Here is a 17475-nt window from a genome sequence, read left to right as displayed (position 1 = left end):
GCGCCTGCCCCGCCTGAAAGGGGTACTATGGAGAACAAGACACCCGGAGCACTGTTGACGGCGATGCGCGCGAAACCGCCGCTCGTGCAGTGCATCACCAACTACGTGGCCATGAACATCGCCGCCAATGTGGTGCTTGCGGCCGGGGCATCGCCCGCCATGGTTCATGCCGCCGAGGAAGCGGGAGAATTCGCCGCGATCGCGGGGGCTTTGACCGTCAATATCGGCACGCTCTCCACCCAATGGATCGACGGCATGCATGCCGCGGCAACGGCCGCCAATGCGGGCGGCAAGCCCTGGGTCCTCGATCCGGTCGCTCATTACGCAACATCCTTCCGGCGCAAGGCTGCTGCTGATCTCCTGGCGCTTCGCCCGACGATCATCCGCGGCAATGCTTCCGAAATCATCGCACTTGCCGGCGGCGAGAGCCGTGGTCAGGGCGTCGACAGCCGTGACCCGGTTGAACAGGCCGAGGCATCCGCGCGGCTGCTTGCCGAACGGCATGGCGCGGTCGTCGCGGTCACCGGCGTCGTGGATTTCGTGACTGACGGCGCGCAGGCCTTGCGCGTCGAAGGCGGCACGCCGCTGATGCCGCAGGTGACCGCGCTCGGCTGCTCGCTGACCTGCCTGACAGGCGCCTTCGCCGCCACCATTGCCGCAGACCCTTTCGCAGCCGCTGTTGCTGCACTTGCTACTTTCGCTGTTGCCGGCGAGGAGGCCGCGAAAAATGCGGATGGTCCCGGCTCTTTCTCCTGGCGCTTCCTCGATCAGCTTGCCGCGCTCGACGGCGCGACACTCGATGCAAAGGTCAGGATCAGCGCCGCATGAAACGCTTCGATCTTTCCCTCTACCTCGTTCTCGACCCCGATCTCTGCGCCGGAATCGGCATGGTCGAGACTGCGCGGCTTGCCGTCGCCGGTGGTGCAACGATGGTGCAGCTGCGCGACAAGCATGGCGGAACGGCAAGGATGATTGAGACCGGGCTGGCGCTCAAAGATATCCTAAAGGGTACCGGCGCTTTGCTTGTTATCAACGATGACGTCGAGGCCGCCGTTGCGATCGGCGCCGACGGTCTGCATATCGGCCAGGGCGATGCGGGACCCGCCGCCGCCCGTGCGATGATCGGCCCGGGCATGATCCTCGGTCTGTCGGTCGAGACCGAAGCGCTGGCAGCAGCCATCGACCCCGCTATTGTCGACTATGCCGGCATCGGACCGGTCTTTGCCACTCCAACCAAGACCGATCATAAGCAGCCGATCGGTTTCGATGGGCTGGCGAAGCTGGTGAAAGCCGCGCCCGTTCCAACGGTTGCGATTGGCGGACTAAAGAGCGAGCATGTCGCTTCCGTCTTCGCGGCAGGTGCCGATGGGCTTGCTGTCGTCTCAGCAATCTGCGGTACGCCGGATCCGCGAGCAGCGACGATCCGCATCGCCGAGGAAATCCAAAAGGTTCGCCGATGATCCGCAACGTCTTGTCCATCGCCGGCTCCGATCCCTCTGGCGGCGCCGGCATTCAGGCCGATCTCAAAGCTTTCTCGGCGCGCGGCGTCTATGGCATGGCGGCGCTGACAGCATTGACGGCGCAGAATACCCAAGGGGTGACCGGCGTGCATCTCGTGCCGCCGCACTTCGTCGCCCAGCAGATCAAGGCGGTCTTTGCCGATGTGCGCGTCGACGCGGTCAAGATCGGCATGATCGCCAATGCCGGCATTGCCGAAGCTGTTGCCGAGGCGCTGGCACCTCATCGCGACATCCCTATCGTCGTCGATCCGGTCATGATCGCCAAGGGTGGAGCAGCGCTCCTCGACCCGCAGGCCGTCGATGCGCTGACGCGGCACCTGCTGCCGCTCGCCACGCTGTTGACCCCCAATCTGCCGGAGGCGGCCGCCCTGCTGCACGAAGAGGTTGCTGAAAGCCGCGAGCAGATGGCGTCACAGGCTGAGCGCCTACGTGCGTTCGGCCCCACCGCGGTGCTGGTCAAGGGCGGCCATCTGGATAGCGACCAAAGCCCCGACGTGCTGTCGACCGCCTCTGGCCTTCACTGGTTCGAGGCGAAACGCGTACCGACCAAAAACACACATGGCACAGGCTGCACCCTTTCCAGCGCGCTTGCCGCCGAGCTCGCAAAGGGCGCGTTGCCACAAGTGGCCGTCGCGACCGCGAAAACCTATCTTGCGCAAGCGGTCGCTGCGGCAGGCGAATTGGCGGTCGGTTCCGGCCACGGACCTGTCCATCATTTCCATGCCCTGTGGAAAGACGCCGGGATCTGAGCCGGATCACAATTTAAGGATTGCCCAACGGCCCGGTCAAACCGGGCCGTTTTGTTTTACCTACCCTCAGTTGAACCAGGCCTGCCTCGTAAAAAGCCTGTTGACATGGCCGCCCATATATCCAAAGCTATGTCATTAAAAGGGGATACATTCCGTAATAGCGGAATAACTGGAGGAATTCGGGTGTCAGACCTGCTTGTGAGCTTATATTCCACGAAGCTCGCGGAACTGAAAGAAAAAGCCGGCTCCGTCGGCATCACAATCCGTCCGGCTCTGCCGCCGGAACTTCACGTCGTGGCCGGCTGGGTGCGCGAGCACTTCAGCGAAAACTGGGCAAGTGAAGTCACCGTCGCCTTCTCCCGCCAGCCCATTGCCTGTCTGATCGCCGTCGAAAACGGCAAGCTCGCTGGCTTTGCCTGCTATGACACGACAGCACGTGGCTTTTTCGGCCCGACCGGCGTCGATCCCGCGGCGCGTGGCAAAGGCATCGGCCTCGCCCTCTTTTCCGCCTGCCTGCAAAACCTGAAGACGCTTGGCCACGCCTATGCCTTCATCGGCGATGCCGGCCCCGTCGATTTCTACGTCAAGACCGCCGGCGCGGTCGAAATTCCCGCCCCCGACAAGGGCATCTACGAAGGCATGCTGCGAAGCCAGCCGAAATGACCATCTGATACCGGAGTTTTGAAATAGTGTCCTCGACCCCGCTCGCTCTCTTCGTCGGCCTTCCCAATCCCACACTTTCGGACGACGAATTCGCCCTCTTCCGCGAGACCAATCCGCTCGGCCTCTTCGTCGGTCGCCGCAACCTGCGCAATCCGGAACAGGCAAAGATCCTGATCGATCGTTTCCGCGAGGCCGTCGGCCGCGACGATGCTCCCGTCTTCACCGACCAGGAAGGCGGTCGTGTGCAGCATATGGATGCCGGCCCCTGGCCGCTCTTCCGCAGCTTCGGCCAGTTCGCCGAGCTTGCCCGCCACGATCTCGACCTCGGCAAGAAGGCGCTGCGCCTTTCCACCCAGGCCATGGGCGCAATGATGAGCGAACTTGGTCTTTCGAGCGGCTGCTCGCCTGTTCTCGATCTCGTTTTCGAGACGACGAGCGCTGTGATCGGCGCCCGCTCCTTTGGCCCGGATCCGGATTTCATCGCCGCACTGGGCCGCGAAGTGGTCGATGGGCTTCTCGAAACCGGCAACATGCCGGTCATGAAGCATATTCCGGGCCACGGTCGCGCCACGCTCGATTCCCACAAGGAACGCCCGGTCGTCGACGCCTCGCGCGAGGCGCTCACTGCCACCGACTTCAAGCCCTTCGTGGCGCTGAAGGACACACCCTGGGCGATGGTCGCCCATGTCGTCTACTCCGCCTATGATGCAGAGCTTCCGGCCTCCATCTCGCCGATCATGCGTGACGTGATCCGCAACGACATGGGCTATGACGGCGTGCTGATCTCCGATTGCATCTTCATGGAGTCGCTGCAGGGCACCCTGCCGGAACGCGTCGCCCAGGTGCTCGAGGCCGGTTTCGACATCGCCCTTCACAGCCACGGCGACGTCAAGGAAAGCGAAGCCGCCGCCAGGGCCGCACGCCCGCTGACCGACGCCGCACAGAAGCGTATTGCCGCCGGCAAGGCCCGCCTCGGCACTCTCAAGATCGACTATCGCGCTGCCCAGGCGGAAGTCGAAGCCATGTTTGCAAGCGCGCTGGTCTCCTGACCGGCGCGACGATTTTTCACCGCATAAGAAAAGGGGAATTTGACATGAAGAAATATATCCTAGCGGCCGCGGCCCTGACCGTGATGTCAGGCTCGGCCATGGCCCAGACCATCCTGACGGCCAACATCGAGCCCGCCACGACCTGGGTGCGCAACTTCAACCCGTTCAACCAGACCTCGTCGCGCCAATCGACACTCGACTTCGTCTATGAGCCGTTGGTCATCTTCAACCGCTTCGACAGCAACAAGCCGGTCTATCGCCTGGCCGAAAGCTTCAAGCTCTCCGACGACCTGAAGAGCATCGACTTCAAGCTGCGCCCGAACCTCAAGTGGTCGGACGGCAAGCCGCTGACCTCTGCCGACGTCAAGTTCACCTATGACTATCTGAAGAAATTCCCGGCGCTCGACTTCGTCAGCATCTGGACCTTCATCACCGACGTGCAGGCGGTAGACGCCCAGACGGTACGCTTCACGCTTGCCAACCCGAGCTCGCTCGCTGCCGAGCAGCTGTCGCAGCTGCCAATCGTGCCCGAGCATGTCTGGAAGGACGTTGCCGATCCGGTCACCTATGCCAACGAAAGCCCTGTCGGCAGCGGCCCGTTGACGGAAGTGCCGCGCTTCACCGGCCAGACCTACGACCAGTGCCGCAACCCGAACTACTGGGATGCCGAGCACCTGAAGGTCGATTGCATGCGCTTCCCGCAGCTCGCCGACAACAACCAGATCCTGACGGCGACCGCCGACGGTACGCTCGACTGGGGCGTTTCCTTCATTCCCGATATCGATAATGTCTATGTCTCCAAGGATCCGGCTCATTATCACTACTGGTATTCGCCGAGCAGCATGGTTGCCTTCCTGTTCAATCTCGAGACTTCGAACGAGGCCAACAAGAAGGCCTTCAACGACGTGAAGTTCCGCCAGGCGGTCTCTATGGCGCTTGACCGCAAGACGATGATCGATGTCGCCGGCTACGGCTATCCAACGCTGAACGAAGACCCGGGCCTGATGGGCGAGCTCTACAAGAGCTGGGCGGACCCGTCCGTCAAGGCCGACTTCGGCAAGTTCGGTGCCTATGACGCCGATGCCGCCAAGGCGCTGCTTGATGCAGCAGGCTATGTCGACAAGGACGGCGACGGTCTGCGCGACAATCCTGACGGCTCGAAGATCTCCTTCTCGATCATTGTTCCGAATGCCTGGACGGACTGGATCGACACTGTCAACATCGCCATCGAAGGCATGCAGGCCGTCGGCATCGACGCCAAGATCGAGACGCCGGAAGAAGCCGTCTGGACCTCCGACCTCATCGACGGCAAGTTCGATGCGGCGATCAACAGCCTGCCGGCCTCGGCCTCGCCCTACTACCCCTACAAGCGCGCCTTCAGCGCCTCGGACAAGGGCAAGACCCGCTTCACCGCGCAGCGCTGGTTCAGCCCGGAAGTGGAAGATCTGGTGACCCAGTTCACCCACACGGCCAACCTCGACAAGCAGAAGGAAGCGATGAACAAGGCACAGCGCATCGTTGCCGAAAACATGCCTGTCATCCCGGTCTTCAACAATCCGAACTGGTATCAGTACAACACCAAGCGCTTCACCGGCTGGTCGACCAAGGAAAATCCCTTCGTCAATCCGTCCATCTCGCGTACCAACCCGGCACGTCTTTTGAACCTGCTGGCGCTTGAGCCGGTCAAGTAAGCCACTAGAAACGGCAGGAGCGGCGCGGCAAGCGCCGCTCCTGTTTTGACGGAGTCCCCATGGCCTTTCTGCTTCGCCGCCTCGCCTTTTACCTGGCGGCCTTCATCGCGGCAGCGACGATCAATTTCTTCCTGCCCAGGCTGATGCCGGGCGATCCCGTGCGCATCATGTTTTCGAGTGCGGGTGCCGAACTGCCGCCGGAAAGCCTGCAGGCGCTGAAGCTCACCTTCGGCTTCGTCGACGGGCCGCTCTGGCAGCAGTACCTGACCTATCTCGGCAGTATCTTTACCGGCGATCTCGGCCGTTCGATCAAATATTTCCCGCTGCCGGTCACGTCTGTGCTCGGCCACGCATTGGTGTGGACCGTCGGTCTGATGGGCACGGCGACGATCATCAGCTTCGCAATCGGCACCTTCCTCGGCATCGTCGCAGCCTGGCGTCGCGGCAGCAAATTCGACGTCATCGTCTCGATCGGCGCGATCTTCGCGACATCGGTACCGGCCGTCGTGACCTCGCTGATCGTGCTGTTTTTCTTCGGTTTCACGCTCGGCTGGTTCCCGAACGGCTATGCGGCCGATCCCTCGCTCGATCCGGCCTTCAGCTTCCAATATATCGGCAGTGTGGCCTATCACGGCATCCTTCCGATGATCACGCTCTGCACCGTGCTGGTCGGCGGCTTCACCGTCACCATGCGCAACAACATGATCAATCTGCTCGGCGAAGACTATATCGTCATGGCCCGCGCCAAGGGCCTGTCCGACCGGCATGTGATGCTCTGGTATGCGGCCCGCAACGCGCTGCTGCCGACCGTTTCCAGCCTTGCTATCGCCATCGGCACCATTCTCGGCGGCTCGCTAGTCACCGAGGTCGTCTATAACTATCCCGGCCTCGGCAACATCCTCTATCAGGCGATCCTTGCCCGCGACTATCCCGTCATCCAGGGCCAGCTTCTCATCATGACCGCGACCATGCTGATCGCCAATTTCATCGTCGATGTCAGCTATGTGCTGCTCGATCCGCGACTGAAGGGGGCGTGAGATGAAGAGCCTGCTCCGCAATCGCAAGGCGTTGATTGGCCTCGCCATCATCGCCTTCATCATCATCGTCGCGATCGCAGCCCCGCTGCTGACGCATTACGATCCCGCCGCCCGTACCGGCCGTCCGCACCAGCCTCCATCAGCCGAGCACATTCTCGGCACGACGCGCATCGGCCAGGATGTCTTTGCCCGCATGATTTATGGTGCGCGCACCTCGCTTGCCGTCGGCTTCGGCGCCGGTCTGTTGATCACCGCCGTCGGTACCGCGCTCGGCATCATCTCCGGCTATCGCGGCGGCAAGACGGACGAGGTCATCAGCTTCTTTACAAACATGGTGCTCGTCGTACCGAACCTGCCGCTGCTGCTCGTTCTTGCAGCCTTTATCGGCCAGGCGAGCCCGATCGTCATTGCGCTGATCCTTGGCGGCACATCCTGGGCCTGGGGTGCGCGTGTCACCCGCGCCGAAACGCTCTCCGTCAAGCAGAAGGACTATGTCAAATCGGCGGAGATGATGGGCGAGCCGCAATGGCGCATCATGACATTCGAGATCTTCCCCAATGTGATTTCCATCGTCGGCATCAATTTCATCGGCAGCGTCATCTTCGCGATCATTACCGAAGCGACGCTGGAATTCCTCGGCCTTGGCGATCCGCGCGTCGTTTCCTGGGGCACCATGCTCTATAATGCGCAGAAGGCCTCTGCGCTTTCGGTCGGGGCTTGGTGGGATATTCTCACGCCCTGCTTTGCGCTCGCCTTCCTCGGCATCGGCATGTCGCTGCTGAATTTCGCCGTCGATGAGATCGCCAATCCGCGCCTGCGCACCGGCAATCATCTGAAGCGCTGGTCCCTGCTCGTCCGCTCCGGGGAGGGCCGCCTGTGACGCAACCCTTGCTTTCCGTGAAGAACCTCACGATCGACTATATCGGCGAGGAGAAGGACTTTCGCGCCGTCGACAATGTGAGCTTTGACGTCGCCCCCGGCGAAGTCTTCGGTCTGGCCGGCGAATCCGGCTGCGGCAAGAGCACGATCGCCTTTGCCATCAGCCGCCTGCACAAGCCCCCGGCGCTGATCCGCAAGGAAAGCCAGATCCTGCTTGCCGGCCGCGACGTGCTGGACCTCGACCCGAAGGCGCTTGCCGCCTTCCGTTGGCGCGAAGTCGCCATGGTCTTCCAGAGCGCCATGAACTCGCTGAACCCGGTTCTGCGCATCGAGGACCAGTTCTATGACGTGCTGCGTACTCACAAGGGCATGACGAAGGCGCAGGCGCGTGAGCGCACCGCCGAGATGCTGCGGCTCGTCGACATCGCTCCGGACCGCATGCGCAACTATCCGCACCAGTTTTCAGGCGGCATGCGCCAGCGCATCGTTATCGCCATCTGCATGGCGCTCGATCCACAGCTTGTCGTCATGGACGAACCGACGACGGCGCTCGATGTGGTGGTGCAGCGCGAAATCCTGCAGCGCATCAACGAACTCAGGAAGCAGTTCGGCTTCTCGGTGCTCTTCATCACCCACGATCTCGGACTGATGGTGCAGTTCTGCGACCGCATCGGCATCATGCTCCAGGGCAAGCTCGTCGAGCAGAACGGTGCCGAGGCGATCTACAAGGTGCCGCAGCACGAATACACCCGCAAACTCTGGGCCTCCTTCCCCTCGCTTCACGGAGGCGTGCTGCTATGAGCGATGCCATCCTCGCCCTCGACAGGGTCACCAAGACCTTCGGCCAAGGCTATTCCGCCGTTCATGCCGCACGCGCCATCTCCTTTTCGCTGCATGCCGGCCGCGCGCTGGCGCTGGTCGGCGAATCCGGCAGCGGCAAGACCACCTGCGCCCGCATGGCGATGCGCGAATATCTGCCAACGACCGGGCAGATTCTCTATAAGGGCCGCCCGGTCGAAGGTGCCAAGTCAGACGAGATCGCCCGTTACCGCCGCTCCGTGCAGATGATCTTCCAGGATCCCTTCGCCTCGCTGAACCCGGCCCATACGATCGCCCATCACCTGCAGCGGCCGCTGAAACTGCACCGGCCGGATATCCGCGGCAGTCAGATCAACGCGACGGTGCGTGAACTGCTTGAGCGCGTGAAGCTCGATCCCGATATTGTCGCGCCGAAATATCCGCACGAACTTTCGGGCGGCCAACGCCAGCGCGTCAATATCGCCCGTGCGCTCGCAGCCCAGCCGGACGTGATCGTCGCCGACGAGCCGACTTCGATGCTCGATGTCTCCGTGCGCCTCGGCGTTCTCAATCTCCTGAACGAGATGAAGAAGGAGATGAATCTCGGCCTGCTCTACATCACCCACGATATCGCCACCGCCCGTTATGTGGCGGAGGATATTGCCGTCATGTATTCCGGCCAGATCGTCGAATGGGGCAATACGGCCAAGGTGATCGACAATCCGCTGCATCCTTACACCCGGCTGTTACTCTCGGCCGTGCCGGATCCGGACGTGCGCTTCGACGATCCCCGCACGCGCCTGCAGCCGCAGGAGGTCGAGGATATCCGCCGCCGTTCCACCGCGCCGCAGGACCAGGTGGTGGAACACGAGCCGGACCATTTCGTGCGCATGGTCTGAGCAGGGCTTGCTGGCTTCAACCGTAGCCCTATGCTAGGGGACGGTCCCTTTCAGCGAGACGAAACCGCCATGCTTCCCTGGATCCAGCTCGATTCCGCGACCATTCCCGGCGAAGGCGGGCAATTGCGGCTGAAGCAGCGCGGATCGGAATTTTCCATCATGCTCGGCACAAACGAGCTCATGAACAGCCGCCTCAGCGGCTCGGAAGAAGCGCTCGCCACGCTGTCATTCGAGCGGATCAAATCGCATCCGAAGCCGAAAATCCTGATCGGTGGCCTCGGCATGGGCTTTACGCTGCGGGCAGCACTGGCAGTTGTGCCCGAGGATGCCGGTGTCGTCGTCGCTGAATTGGTGCCGGCGGTCGTCGCCTGGGCGCGAGGTCCAATGGCGGAGGTCTTCAAGGGTTGCCTCGACGATCCGCGTGTCTCGATCCATCAGGGCGATGTCGGCGAAGCGATCCGTGCCGGAAAGGCCGGCTATGACGCTATCCTGCTCGACGTCGACAACGGCCCTGACGGGCTGACCCGCAAATCCAACGACCGGCTGTATGATTTTGCCGGGTTGAAATCCTCCCGCGAGGCGCTCCGCCCCGGCGGCGTGCTCGCCGTCTGGTCCTCAGGGCCTGATCCATCCTTCACCCGCCGGCTGAAGGATCGCGGCTTTGCGGTCGATGCGATCAATACGCGCGCCAACGGCAAGCGCGGCGGTGCACGGCATGTCATCTGGCTGGCGGTGAAGCCCACCCGCTGATCCGGCGTCTCCGCAACGCATGTCATCTCGCATGACCGCCGGGCAATAAAATGCGCCTTTCTCTCACAAGGCGACGGAAGCGCACTCAAGAGAGCTTGAGATTGGTGCGATAATAATCGTATCCCATAGGTCATGGATCGCGACGACGAGGAGGTCTCGCGGCCGCTCATCGGCTGGAGGCATGACGTGCCAGCCCTCGATTGGATACGAGTATGCGCCTTTCAGACTGCCATAATTTCCATGACTTCCGCCGTCTCGCCAAGCAACGCCTTCCGGGGCCGATCTTCAACTATATCGATGGCGCGGCGGACGATGAGGTGACCTACAGGCGCAATACATCTGCTTTCGAGAGCTGCGATCTTCTGCCGAGCGTGCTGCGCGGCGTCAGCGAGGTCGACATATCGGTTACCGTCATGGGCCAGAAACTTGCCATGCCGGTCTATTGCTCGCCGACGGCCCTGCAGCGGCTCTTTCATCACGAGGGTGAACGGGCGGTCGCCCATGCCGCCGGCAAATTCGGCACGATGTTCGGCGTGTCGTCGCTCGGCACGATCAGCTTAGAAGAGGCGCGTAAGATCAGCAGCGGACCGCAGGTCTATCAGTTCTATTTCCACAGGGATCGCGGCCTCAACAGAGAAATGATGGCGAGAGCCAAGCAGGCCGGCGTGCAGGTGATGATGCTGACCGTCGACAGCATCACCGGTGGCAACCGTGAGCGCGACAAGCGCACCGGCTTTGCCATCCCCTTCAAGCTCAATCTGTCAGGCATGGCGCAGTTTGCCGTCAAACCGGCATGGGCCATCAATTATTTCACGCATGAGAAATTCCGCCTGCCGCAGCTCGACAGCCATGTCGACATGGGCAGCGGCACGATGTCGATCAGCCGCTATTTCACCGAAATGCTCGATCCCGCCATGAACTGGGACGACGTCGCCGACATGGTGAAAATCTGGGGCGGACATTTCTGCCTGAAGGGCATCATGACGGTCGAGGATGCCAAGCGCGCGATCGATATCGGCTGCACTGGCATCGTACTTTCCAATCACGGTGGGCGTCAGCTCGATGGTTCGCGCAGCGGCTTCGACCAGCTCGCGGAAATCGTCGAGGCCGTCGGAGACCGGATCGATGTGATGGTCGATGGCGGCATCCAGCGCGGCACCCATGTGCTGAAGGCACTGTCGCTTGGCGCCAAGGCCGTCGGCGTCGGGCGCTACTATCTGTTCCCGCTTGCGGCAGCTGGCCAGGCAGGCGTCGAACGGGCGCTCCTGCAGATGCGAACCGAAATCGAGCGCGGCATGAAGCTGATGGGTTGCGCCTCGGTCAGCGAGCTTTCGGCCGGCAATCTGCGTTTCCGCGGCTCCTGAGACCGAGAACATGGCCGCGCCCCAGGTGGCGTGACCTTATCAGGCGTTGACGATCTCCCGATGCGCAAATGCGCCGGCATCCTGCTGACGCTGGCGAATGATCGTCGACGCCTCACGAGGATCAGGCGGCAGCACGGCATTCTTCAAGGCGATCGAATATTCGTGCTGCGGATTGTCGAGCACGGTGCGTGCATCGCCGCTTTCGACCACCACGCCCTTGCGCATGATGATGACACGGTCGGCGATATAGTAGGCGGTCGCCAGATCATGGGTGATATAGATGATCGACACCTTCAGCGTATCACGCAATTCGCGGAAGAGGTTGACGATCGACATTCGCAGCGATGCATCCACCATCGAGACCGGCTCGTCGGCGACGATGAGCTTCGGTTCGGGAATGAGCGCGCGTGCCACCGCAATACGCTGGAGCTGGCCGCCCGACAATTCATGCGAATACCGTCCACGAACCTCCGCAATGGAGAGGCCGACACGCTGCAGCGCCGTATCGGCCAGCGCCTCCCTGTCGGCGCGGCTCTTCGCACCCTTGAAGCGATGAGCGGTGGCATACAGATATTCGTCGATGCGTGTCAGCGGATTGAAGGCTTCGAACGGATTCTGGAAAACCGGCTGGACCCTGGTCATGAAGGCTTCACGGGCGTTTCGGCTGCGAATATCACCGATATCCGCACCGTCGAAGCGGATGGTGCCGCGATCAGCCTTCTCATTGCCAAGGATCATCTTGGCAAGGGTGGATTTGCCGGAGCCGGATTCGCCGACAACCGTGAAGATCTCGGGCCTGTCAGCCTCGAGCGCGAAGCTGACCTCGTTGACTGCCGTCATCTTCGCACGCGAGAAGAAGCCGCCGATCGGAAAGAGCTTGGTGACGTTTTCAAGTTGGAGAAGGTGTTCGCCGCTCATTGGATTTTGTACTCCCCAGCCCTGAAACATGCGACACGCCCGCCGGTCGCGCTTGGCTGCATGACGGGCACCTCCTTCGAGCATCTGTCGATTGCAATCGGACAGCGCGGGTGGAAGCGGCATCCCGAAGGCGGGTTCGAGAGCGCCGGCGGTTTGCCTGGTAGGCTTTTTCTGGTTTTCGTATCGCCGATCCGCGGCAGACTGCCGATCAGGTGAACCGTATAGGGATGTTGCGGATTGTCGAAAATCGCCTGCGTCGGCCCCTCTTCGGCCAGCCGCCCGGCATACATGATCGCGAGGCGATCGGTGATTGCGGCATGGACGGACATATCGTGGGTTACGAAGATGACCGAGGCTTGCATGCGCGTCTGCACCTCCTTGATCAATGCCAGAACATCCTGCTGCACCAGAACGTCGAGCGCTGTCGTCGGCTCATCGGCGATGATGAATTCCGGTTCGCAGACGGTCGCGAGCGCAATGGTCAGTCGCTGGCGCATGCCGCCTGAGAGTTGATGCGGAAAGGCTTCGAGCACATGCGGATCGAGATGCAGGCGGGCGAGATGCGCCTCGATCCGCTCACGAAAGGTAGCCGGATCAAGGTTCATGTGCCGGAAGGCGAAATCGTTGAAAGCGTGCTTCACGCGCCGGACCGGGTTCAGCACGTTCATCGAGCCTTGCATGATATAGGACAGGTGGCGCCAGCGCGCAGACCGCATTTTCTGCGGTTCGCCGTAGACGTCGATCAGCTTTCCATCGAAGTTGAAATTGACGGTGCCGCCGACGACCCGCATCGGCGGACGGATGGCCCCGGCAAGCGTCTTGATCAACGAGGTCTTGCCGCTCGAGGATTCTCCGGCGATGCCGTAGATCTCGTTCTTGCGTACCGTCAGGCTGATGTCATCGACGGCGCGAATCTCGCGCCGGACGCCGAAATAGTCGTTGACGTAGTAGCATTTCAGCCCGTCGATCGTCAGCGCGTCCCGGGAGTTTTCGACGACGGTCAAGGGCGCTTTCCTCAATAGGTTCTGCATCGTCTCAGGCTCCCATCCGGGCCAACCGCGAGCGGGGATCGATATATTCGTTGACCGACATCGCGAGCATGAAGAGGCCGAGGAAGAGGATCACCACGAAGAGCATCGGGAAGGCTACCCACCACCAGATGCCGGCGACCATGGCGGAATGGGCATTGGCCCAATAGATCATGCCGCCGATCGTCGGTCGGTTGATGTCGGAGAAGCCAAGCACGGACAGCGTCACTTCCAGGCCGATCGCCCAGATGAGATTGTTCATCGTCGTGAAGAAGACGATCGGCATCACATAAGGAAGATGCTCGCGGATGAGGATCTGCGACGTGCGCATGCCCGCGAAGACCGCATGTCGGGTGAACTCGCGGTGGCGGAGCGAGAGCGCCACTGAGCGGATCAGCCGGCTGTCATGTGTCCAGCCGAGCAGGGCTGCAACGATCGCCAGCATCGACCATGTCATCTGGTCGCGCAGCACGAAGACCAGGAGAAGCAGGATCGGAATGTTGGGCAATGCGCCCAGTGTATCGTTGATGCCCATGATGATCTGGTCGGTGCGTCCGCCGATATAGCCGGAGACCAGGCCGACGACCAGCGCAATGAGGCGGCTGATGACGGCAACGATGATGCCGAAGAGGAGCGTGTTGCGAAGCGATGCTGCAATCTGCCAGAACACCTCCTGGCCGCGCGATGTCGTGCCGAACCAGAATTCTGCAGACGGCGGCATATCGGGGGCGACGACATAGATGGCATTCTCGTCATAGGGTGAGAAGAAGGAGGCCACGATCAGGCCGAGAATGATCAGGATCAGGATCGTCCCGAACAGGAATTCCTTGTTATAACGGAGCAGGTCTCTGAGGATCTTGAACATCGCAATTATCCCAGTTTCACGCGCGGATCGATCAGCGGATAGATGATGTCGATCACGAAGACGGCGGAGGCGACGGCAATGATGGCAATCGTCGTCACGCCGAGCACCAGGCTGTAGTCACCGGAATAGATCCCTGAAATCAACAACTTGCCGATGCCGGGGTAGTTGAAGACGAATTCGACGATGACGGCGCCACCGAAGACATTGCCGAGGCTGAGCGCGAGCCCCGTGACCTGCGGCAGCATGGCATTGCGGGCCACATAGTGCGAAAAGATGCTGCGTGAACGTACGCCCCCGAGTTCGGCATAGACCACGTGGTCGTCGGTGACGATGTTGGAGACGAGCGAGCGCATGGAGATGAACCAGCCGCCGATGCCGACGAGCACCAGCGTCAGCGCCGGCAGGATGCCGTGTTCGATGACCGAGCTGATGAAGGCCCAATTGAAAGCAGGCGCGAGGTTGACCTGCGCGCCGTCACTGATCGGCAGGATCGGCCAGATGAAACCGAAGAGGATGACGAGGCTGAGGCCGATAATGTAGGTCGGGATCGGCTGCAGCGCCATGATGACGATGCCGGCGAGCTTGAGAAGCCGGCTGTTGCGGAAATAGCCGGCAAGCGCGCCGAGCAGATTGCCGATGATCCAGGCAATGATGGTTGCAAGCGTCAGCAGGCCGACGGTCCAGGGCAAAGCGCGGCCGATGACCGTCATGACGGGTGTCGGGAAGGACGACAGCGAGGGACCGAAATCGCCGGTCAGCACGCGCCCCCAGAAGGTGAAATACTGATCGAGAAGCGGGCCGCCGGTTCCATAGAGCTCCCGCAGCGACTGTCGCAGAATTTCGACTGCCTGCGGGTCGGTCGAGCCGAAGCTCGTCAGCAGCGACACCGTTTGCTCCACCGGATCGACCGGCGAGAAATGCGCGATCAGGAACGCAAGCGTGATGCCGGTGACGACGACAAAAAGGAACTGCAGGAAACGTTTGCCCGCATAGATCAGAAAGCCATTCATGGCATCCACCCTCCAATAGCAGAAGGGGCGGCCGGCTGCCCGGCCACTCCCCGTATCGACGCGGTCAGTTCTTGGGAGCGGCCGGATTGGCCTTCAGGCCGACCACCATGTAGCGGATGTTCGACCAGTTCGGACCCGAGGCGGAATAGGGGTTTTCAGCACTCGGATAGTTGGTCCAGTAGGTCGTGTCGAACGGCGCAAACTTGTTGTAAGCCATCAGCGGGATCATCGGCATCTCTTCGACGGCGAGCTTCAGGAAGTCCTGGCCGACCTTGGTGACATCAGGCGAATCGAAAGCGATGGACCGGTTTTTCGCGATCAGCTGATCGAGGCGCGGATCCTGCCAGCGCTGCAGGTTGCGCGGCGGCTGAATCTGGCCGAGTGGCTTGATGAACTCCGAATGGTAGCTGTCCAGGAAGAAGGACAGGTCCGGATGACCGCCCCAGGTTTCGATGCTCCAGTAGATCGCCGCTTCGAAATCGCCGGTGCTGAGACGCTGACCGTTGGTCGGTCCGGCAACGTCGACCTTGGTGGCAATGCCGTTCTGGCTCCATTGCTGGGCGATGACCGTGCCGGCACGTGCCAGCGTCGGAATGGCATCGCCTTCAACTTGCAGGCGGATCACAAACGGCGTGCCGTCAGGTTTCAGCCATTGATTGCCGCTCTTCTTGAAACCGGCCTTCTGTAGGAGCTCGGTTGCGGCCTGGACGTCCTGCTTCCACCAGCCGAAGCCGAAGGTGCGCTGCAGCTGTTTCGGATCGGTCGGGATCTGGTCGCCCCACTGACCGCGGACCATCGTGGCGATCTGGGCCGAGATATTGGGGTCATAGGGCTTGATCTTGCGGCTGCCGGTATCGAGCTCGAAATTGGTGAGCCAGTCCTGCATCGGCGCGTAATAATCGTCCGGTGCTGAGCCGGTCGGCGGCGTGGCAAGGGCTGCAAGATTGGCAGCACCGCGATAGGAACCGAGTGCCACGGCGCGGATATCGATCATCAATGCCAGCGCCCAGCGGACATCCTTGTTGTCGAAAGGCGGCTTCTTGGTGTTGAGCAGTACCGACGGCAGGGTCGGATCGGGATGGGCGAAGGGGAAGCCTTTCAGCCATGAGGCGACGCTCTTGCTGTCACGCATCATGGCAAACATCCCCTCGGGCGCCATGTCGTTGATGACATCGAGATTGTGATTGCGCTGTTCGATGACACGGGCCTCCGGGTTACCGGCAGCACGGTAGACGACATATTTGACCTGCGGCGGCTCCTTGGCGGCCATGCCAATCGAAGTGCGCTGCCAGTCGTCACGCAGTTTCCAGATGGTCCAGTTGCCGCCCTTGTCGTAGCTCTGCAATACATAGGCACCGAGCGATACCGGCGGATTGTTTTTGAATGCCAGGGGATCGCCGGCCTTTTCGAAGACATGCTTCGGCATGATCCAGGCAGCGTTCCAGCGCACGGTAAACAGCGTGTGGAAACGCGAATTGGGTTTCTTCAGATGGAAGACGACCGTCTGCGGATCGGGATTCTCCACGCTGGCGACATTGACAGTGAAGGGCGCGCTCCAGGACATGCCGGGATGGTCGATCTGCGTCCGGACCGTATAGGCCACGTCATCACTGGTGAATTCGACGCCGTCACTCCAATAGATGCCCTTGCGCAGCTTTACCGTCATTTGGGTGAAATCGGCATTGTAGGCAGGCGGCTCGGTTGCCAGCGCGTTCTGCCAGGCATCCGGACCGCCCTCCGGATTGATGAACCAGAACGTGTCGGTCGTCAGCTGCTGCAGGCCGTTGACATTGGCTGCGCCGCCACCGCCGGGCGCCCAGACGTTGAACCAATCCGCATTCTGCTGCGGCGTGCCCTGGATGATCAACGTTTCATTGCGCGGGATGCCGGCAATGAAATCCTGCGCGTAAGCAGGCAGAGCGGCGAGAGACAATAAGGCAATGACTGCAAATCTAGGGAACTTCATCGGACGCTCCTCCTCCTTGACCCGCAGGCGCGGGCGCTTCCCGTAATCCGTTATCGATCGCGTTCCGGCAAAAGCGTCTGCATAGGGACCTGATGGCCCGCATGACTCCTCCAGACGCTGAGCTTCGCCTCTGCATTTATCGACAATTTTTCACCAAACGGCAACAGGTAATTTTTAGAATGCCAAAAACTATCGGAAATTCGGGCATTTTCCAATCGCCATGCAAGTGTGATTTTTTATATTATTGACAAAATGGTCATTTCGCATAGCTTTTGGCAGCGAGCGCGGC

17 protein-coding genes are annotated in these 17475 nt (G+C 61.3%); 12 read left to right on the top strand and 5 right to left on the bottom strand.

The genetic code is table 11. From position 1 onward, the window contains the following. Positions 1 to 27 precede the first annotated feature (27 nt). From thiM to AB8B33_RS25220, 12 genes are all read left to right on the top strand, one after another. Entirely contained in the window at positions 28 to 828 is an 801-nt protein-coding gene (gene thiM, locus AB8B33_RS25275; RefSeq protein ID WP_439017457.1) for a hydroxyethylthiazole kinase, read from the top strand. Continuing rightward, a complete protein-coding gene (gene thiE / locus AB8B33_RS25270) occupies positions 825 to 1460 on the top strand; it encodes a thiamine phosphate synthase (protein WP_439017456.1) in 636 nt (211 codons plus the stop codon). The genes thiM and thiE overlap by 4 nt, the downstream gene beginning before the upstream one ends. Further along, positions 1457 to 2269: a bifunctional hydroxymethylpyrimidine kinase/phosphomethylpyrimidine kinase gene (gene thiD, locus AB8B33_RS25265; RefSeq protein WP_439017455.1), complete on the top strand. Its 813-nt coding sequence runs from the start codon at positions 1457 to 1459 to the stop codon at positions 2267 to 2269. The genes thiE and thiD overlap by 4 nt, the downstream gene beginning before the upstream one ends. 183 nt (positions 2270 to 2452) lie before the next feature. Beyond that, entirely contained in the window at positions 2453 to 2932 is a 480-nt protein-coding gene (locus AB8B33_RS25260; protein WP_439017454.1) for a GNAT family N-acetyltransferase, read from the top strand. A gap of 26 nt (positions 2933 to 2958) precedes the next feature. Next, a complete protein-coding gene (locus tag AB8B33_RS25255) occupies positions 2959 to 3981 on the top strand; it encodes a glycoside hydrolase family 3 N-terminal domain-containing protein (protein WP_439017453.1) in 1023 nt (340 codons plus the stop codon). A gap of 44 nt (positions 3982 to 4025) precedes the next feature. Continuing rightward, complete coding sequence (locus AB8B33_RS25250) at positions 4026 to 5672, top strand: ABC transporter substrate-binding protein (RefSeq protein ID WP_439017452.1); 1647 nt, start codon at positions 4026 to 4028, stop codon at positions 5670 to 5672. Positions 5673 to 5731: 59 nt separating this feature from the next. Then, positions 5732 to 6709: an ABC transporter permease gene (locus AB8B33_RS25245; RefSeq protein WP_439017451.1), complete on the top strand. Its 978-nt coding sequence runs from the start codon at positions 5732 to 5734 to the stop codon at positions 6707 to 6709. A 1-nt stretch (position 6710) separates the two neighbouring features. Next, positions 6711 to 7589 (top strand): ABC transporter permease, encoded by an 879-nt coding sequence (locus AB8B33_RS25240; protein WP_439017450.1) that lies wholly within the window; start codon positions 6711 to 6713, stop codon positions 7587 to 7589. Continuing rightward, positions 7586 to 8389, top strand: a complete 804-nt coding sequence (locus tag AB8B33_RS25235; protein WP_439017449.1) for an ABC transporter ATP-binding protein — start codon at positions 7586 to 7588, stop codon at positions 8387 to 8389. Before AB8B33_RS25240 ends, AB8B33_RS25235 begins: the two co-directional genes overlap by 4 nt. Next, positions 8386 to 9285 (top strand): ABC transporter ATP-binding protein, encoded by a 900-nt coding sequence (locus AB8B33_RS25230; RefSeq protein WP_439017448.1) that lies wholly within the window; start codon positions 8386 to 8388, stop codon positions 9283 to 9285. Before AB8B33_RS25235 ends, AB8B33_RS25230 begins: the two co-directional genes overlap by 4 nt. Positions 9286 to 9354: 69 nt before the next feature. Next, positions 9355 to 10035, top strand: coding sequence for a spermidine synthase (locus AB8B33_RS25225; protein ID WP_439017447.1), 681 nt, complete (start codon positions 9355 to 9357; stop codon positions 10033 to 10035). A 212-nt stretch (positions 10036 to 10247) separates the two neighbouring features. Further along, a complete protein-coding gene (locus AB8B33_RS25220) occupies positions 10248 to 11399 on the top strand; it encodes an alpha-hydroxy acid oxidase (protein ID WP_439017446.1) in 1152 nt (383 codons plus the stop codon). A 39-nt stretch (positions 11400 to 11438) separates the two neighbouring features. Here AB8B33_RS25220 and AB8B33_RS25215 read toward each other — a convergent pair whose 3' ends face one another. The 5 genes from AB8B33_RS25215 to AB8B33_RS25195 all read right to left on the bottom strand — a co-directional run bounded on the left by AB8B33_RS25215 (position 11439) and on the right by AB8B33_RS25195 (position 17186). Next, positions 11439 to 12317: an ABC transporter ATP-binding protein gene (locus AB8B33_RS25215; RefSeq protein ID WP_439017445.1), complete on the bottom strand. Its 879-nt coding sequence runs from the start codon at positions 12315 to 12317 to the stop codon at positions 11439 to 11441. After that, positions 12314 to 13348 carry an ABC transporter ATP-binding protein gene (locus AB8B33_RS25210; protein ID WP_439017444.1) on the bottom strand — a complete coding sequence of 345 codons (1035 nt, stop codon included), beginning with the start codon at positions 13346 to 13348 and terminating at the stop codon, positions 12314 to 12316. Before AB8B33_RS25210 ends, AB8B33_RS25215 begins: the two co-directional genes overlap by 4 nt. A gap of 4 nt (positions 13349 to 13352) precedes the next feature. Beyond that, on the bottom strand, positions 13353 to 14210 hold the full coding sequence (locus tag AB8B33_RS25205) for an ABC transporter permease (protein WP_113323984.1): 858 nt from the start codon (positions 14208 to 14210) through the stop codon (positions 13353 to 13355). Between the two features lie 5 nt (positions 14211 to 14215). After that, on the bottom strand, positions 14216 to 15220 hold the full coding sequence (locus AB8B33_RS25200) for an ABC transporter permease (protein WP_113323985.1): 1005 nt from the start codon (positions 15218 to 15220) through the stop codon (positions 14216 to 14218). A 64-nt stretch (positions 15221 to 15284) separates the two neighbouring features. After that, positions 15285 to 17186 (bottom strand): ABC transporter substrate-binding protein, encoded by a 1902-nt coding sequence (locus tag AB8B33_RS25195; RefSeq protein WP_113323986.1) that lies wholly within the window; start codon positions 17184 to 17186, stop codon positions 15285 to 15287. Positions 17187 to 17475: the final 289 nt, after the last annotated feature.

The organism is Rhizobium sp. 768_B6_N1_8, from assembly GCF_051811225.1.
Classification (GTDB): domain Bacteria; phylum Pseudomonadota; class Alphaproteobacteria; order Rhizobiales; family Rhizobiaceae; genus Rhizobium.
This window is presented reverse-complemented; position numbering and strand designations above follow the sequence as displayed.

Coding starts and splice junctions, on each gene's coding strand:
- AB8B33_RS25205 (WP_113323984.1), bottom strand. CDS start 14,210: ATGTTCAAGATCCTCAGAGACCTGCTCCGTTATAACAAGGAATTCCTG.
- AB8B33_RS25195 (WP_113323986.1), bottom strand. CDS start 17,186: ATGAAGTTCCCTAGATTTGCAGTCATTGCCTTATTGTCTCTCGCCGCT.
- AB8B33_RS25245 (WP_439017451.1), top strand. CDS start 5,732: ATGGCCTTTCTGCTTCGCCGCCTCGCCTTTTACCTGGCGGCCTTCATC.
- AB8B33_RS25220 (WP_439017446.1), top strand. CDS start 10,248: ATGCGCCTTTCAGACTGCCATAATTTCCATGACTTCCGCCGTCTCGCC.
- AB8B33_RS25200 (WP_113323985.1), bottom strand. CDS start 15,220: ATGAATGGCTTTCTGATCTATGCGGGCAAACGTTTCCTGCAGTTCCTT.
- thiE (WP_439017456.1), top strand. CDS start 825: ATGAAACGCTTCGATCTTTCCCTCTACCTCGTTCTCGACCCCGATCTC.
- AB8B33_RS25225 (WP_439017447.1), top strand. CDS start 9,355: ATGCTTCCCTGGATCCAGCTCGATTCCGCGACCATTCCCGGCGAAGGC.
- AB8B33_RS25240 (WP_439017450.1), top strand. CDS start 6,711: ATGAAGAGCCTGCTCCGCAATCGCAAGGCGTTGATTGGCCTCGCCATC.
- thiM (WP_439017457.1), top strand. CDS start 28: ATGGAGAACAAGACACCCGGAGCACTGTTGACGGCGATGCGCGCGAAA.
- thiD (WP_439017455.1), top strand. CDS start 1,457: ATGATCCGCAACGTCTTGTCCATCGCCGGCTCCGATCCCTCTGGCGGC.
- AB8B33_RS25230 (WP_439017448.1), top strand. CDS start 8,386: ATGAGCGATGCCATCCTCGCCCTCGACAGGGTCACCAAGACCTTCGGC.
- AB8B33_RS25215 (WP_439017445.1), bottom strand. CDS start 12,317: ATGAGCGGCGAACACCTTCTCCAACTTGAAAACGTCACCAAGCTCTTT.
- AB8B33_RS25250 (WP_439017452.1), top strand. CDS start 4,026: ATGAAGAAATATATCCTAGCGGCCGCGGCCCTGACCGTGATGTCAGGC.
- AB8B33_RS25210 (WP_439017444.1), bottom strand. CDS start 13,348: ATGCAGAACCTATTGAGGAAAGCGCCCTTGACCGTCGTCGAAAACTCC.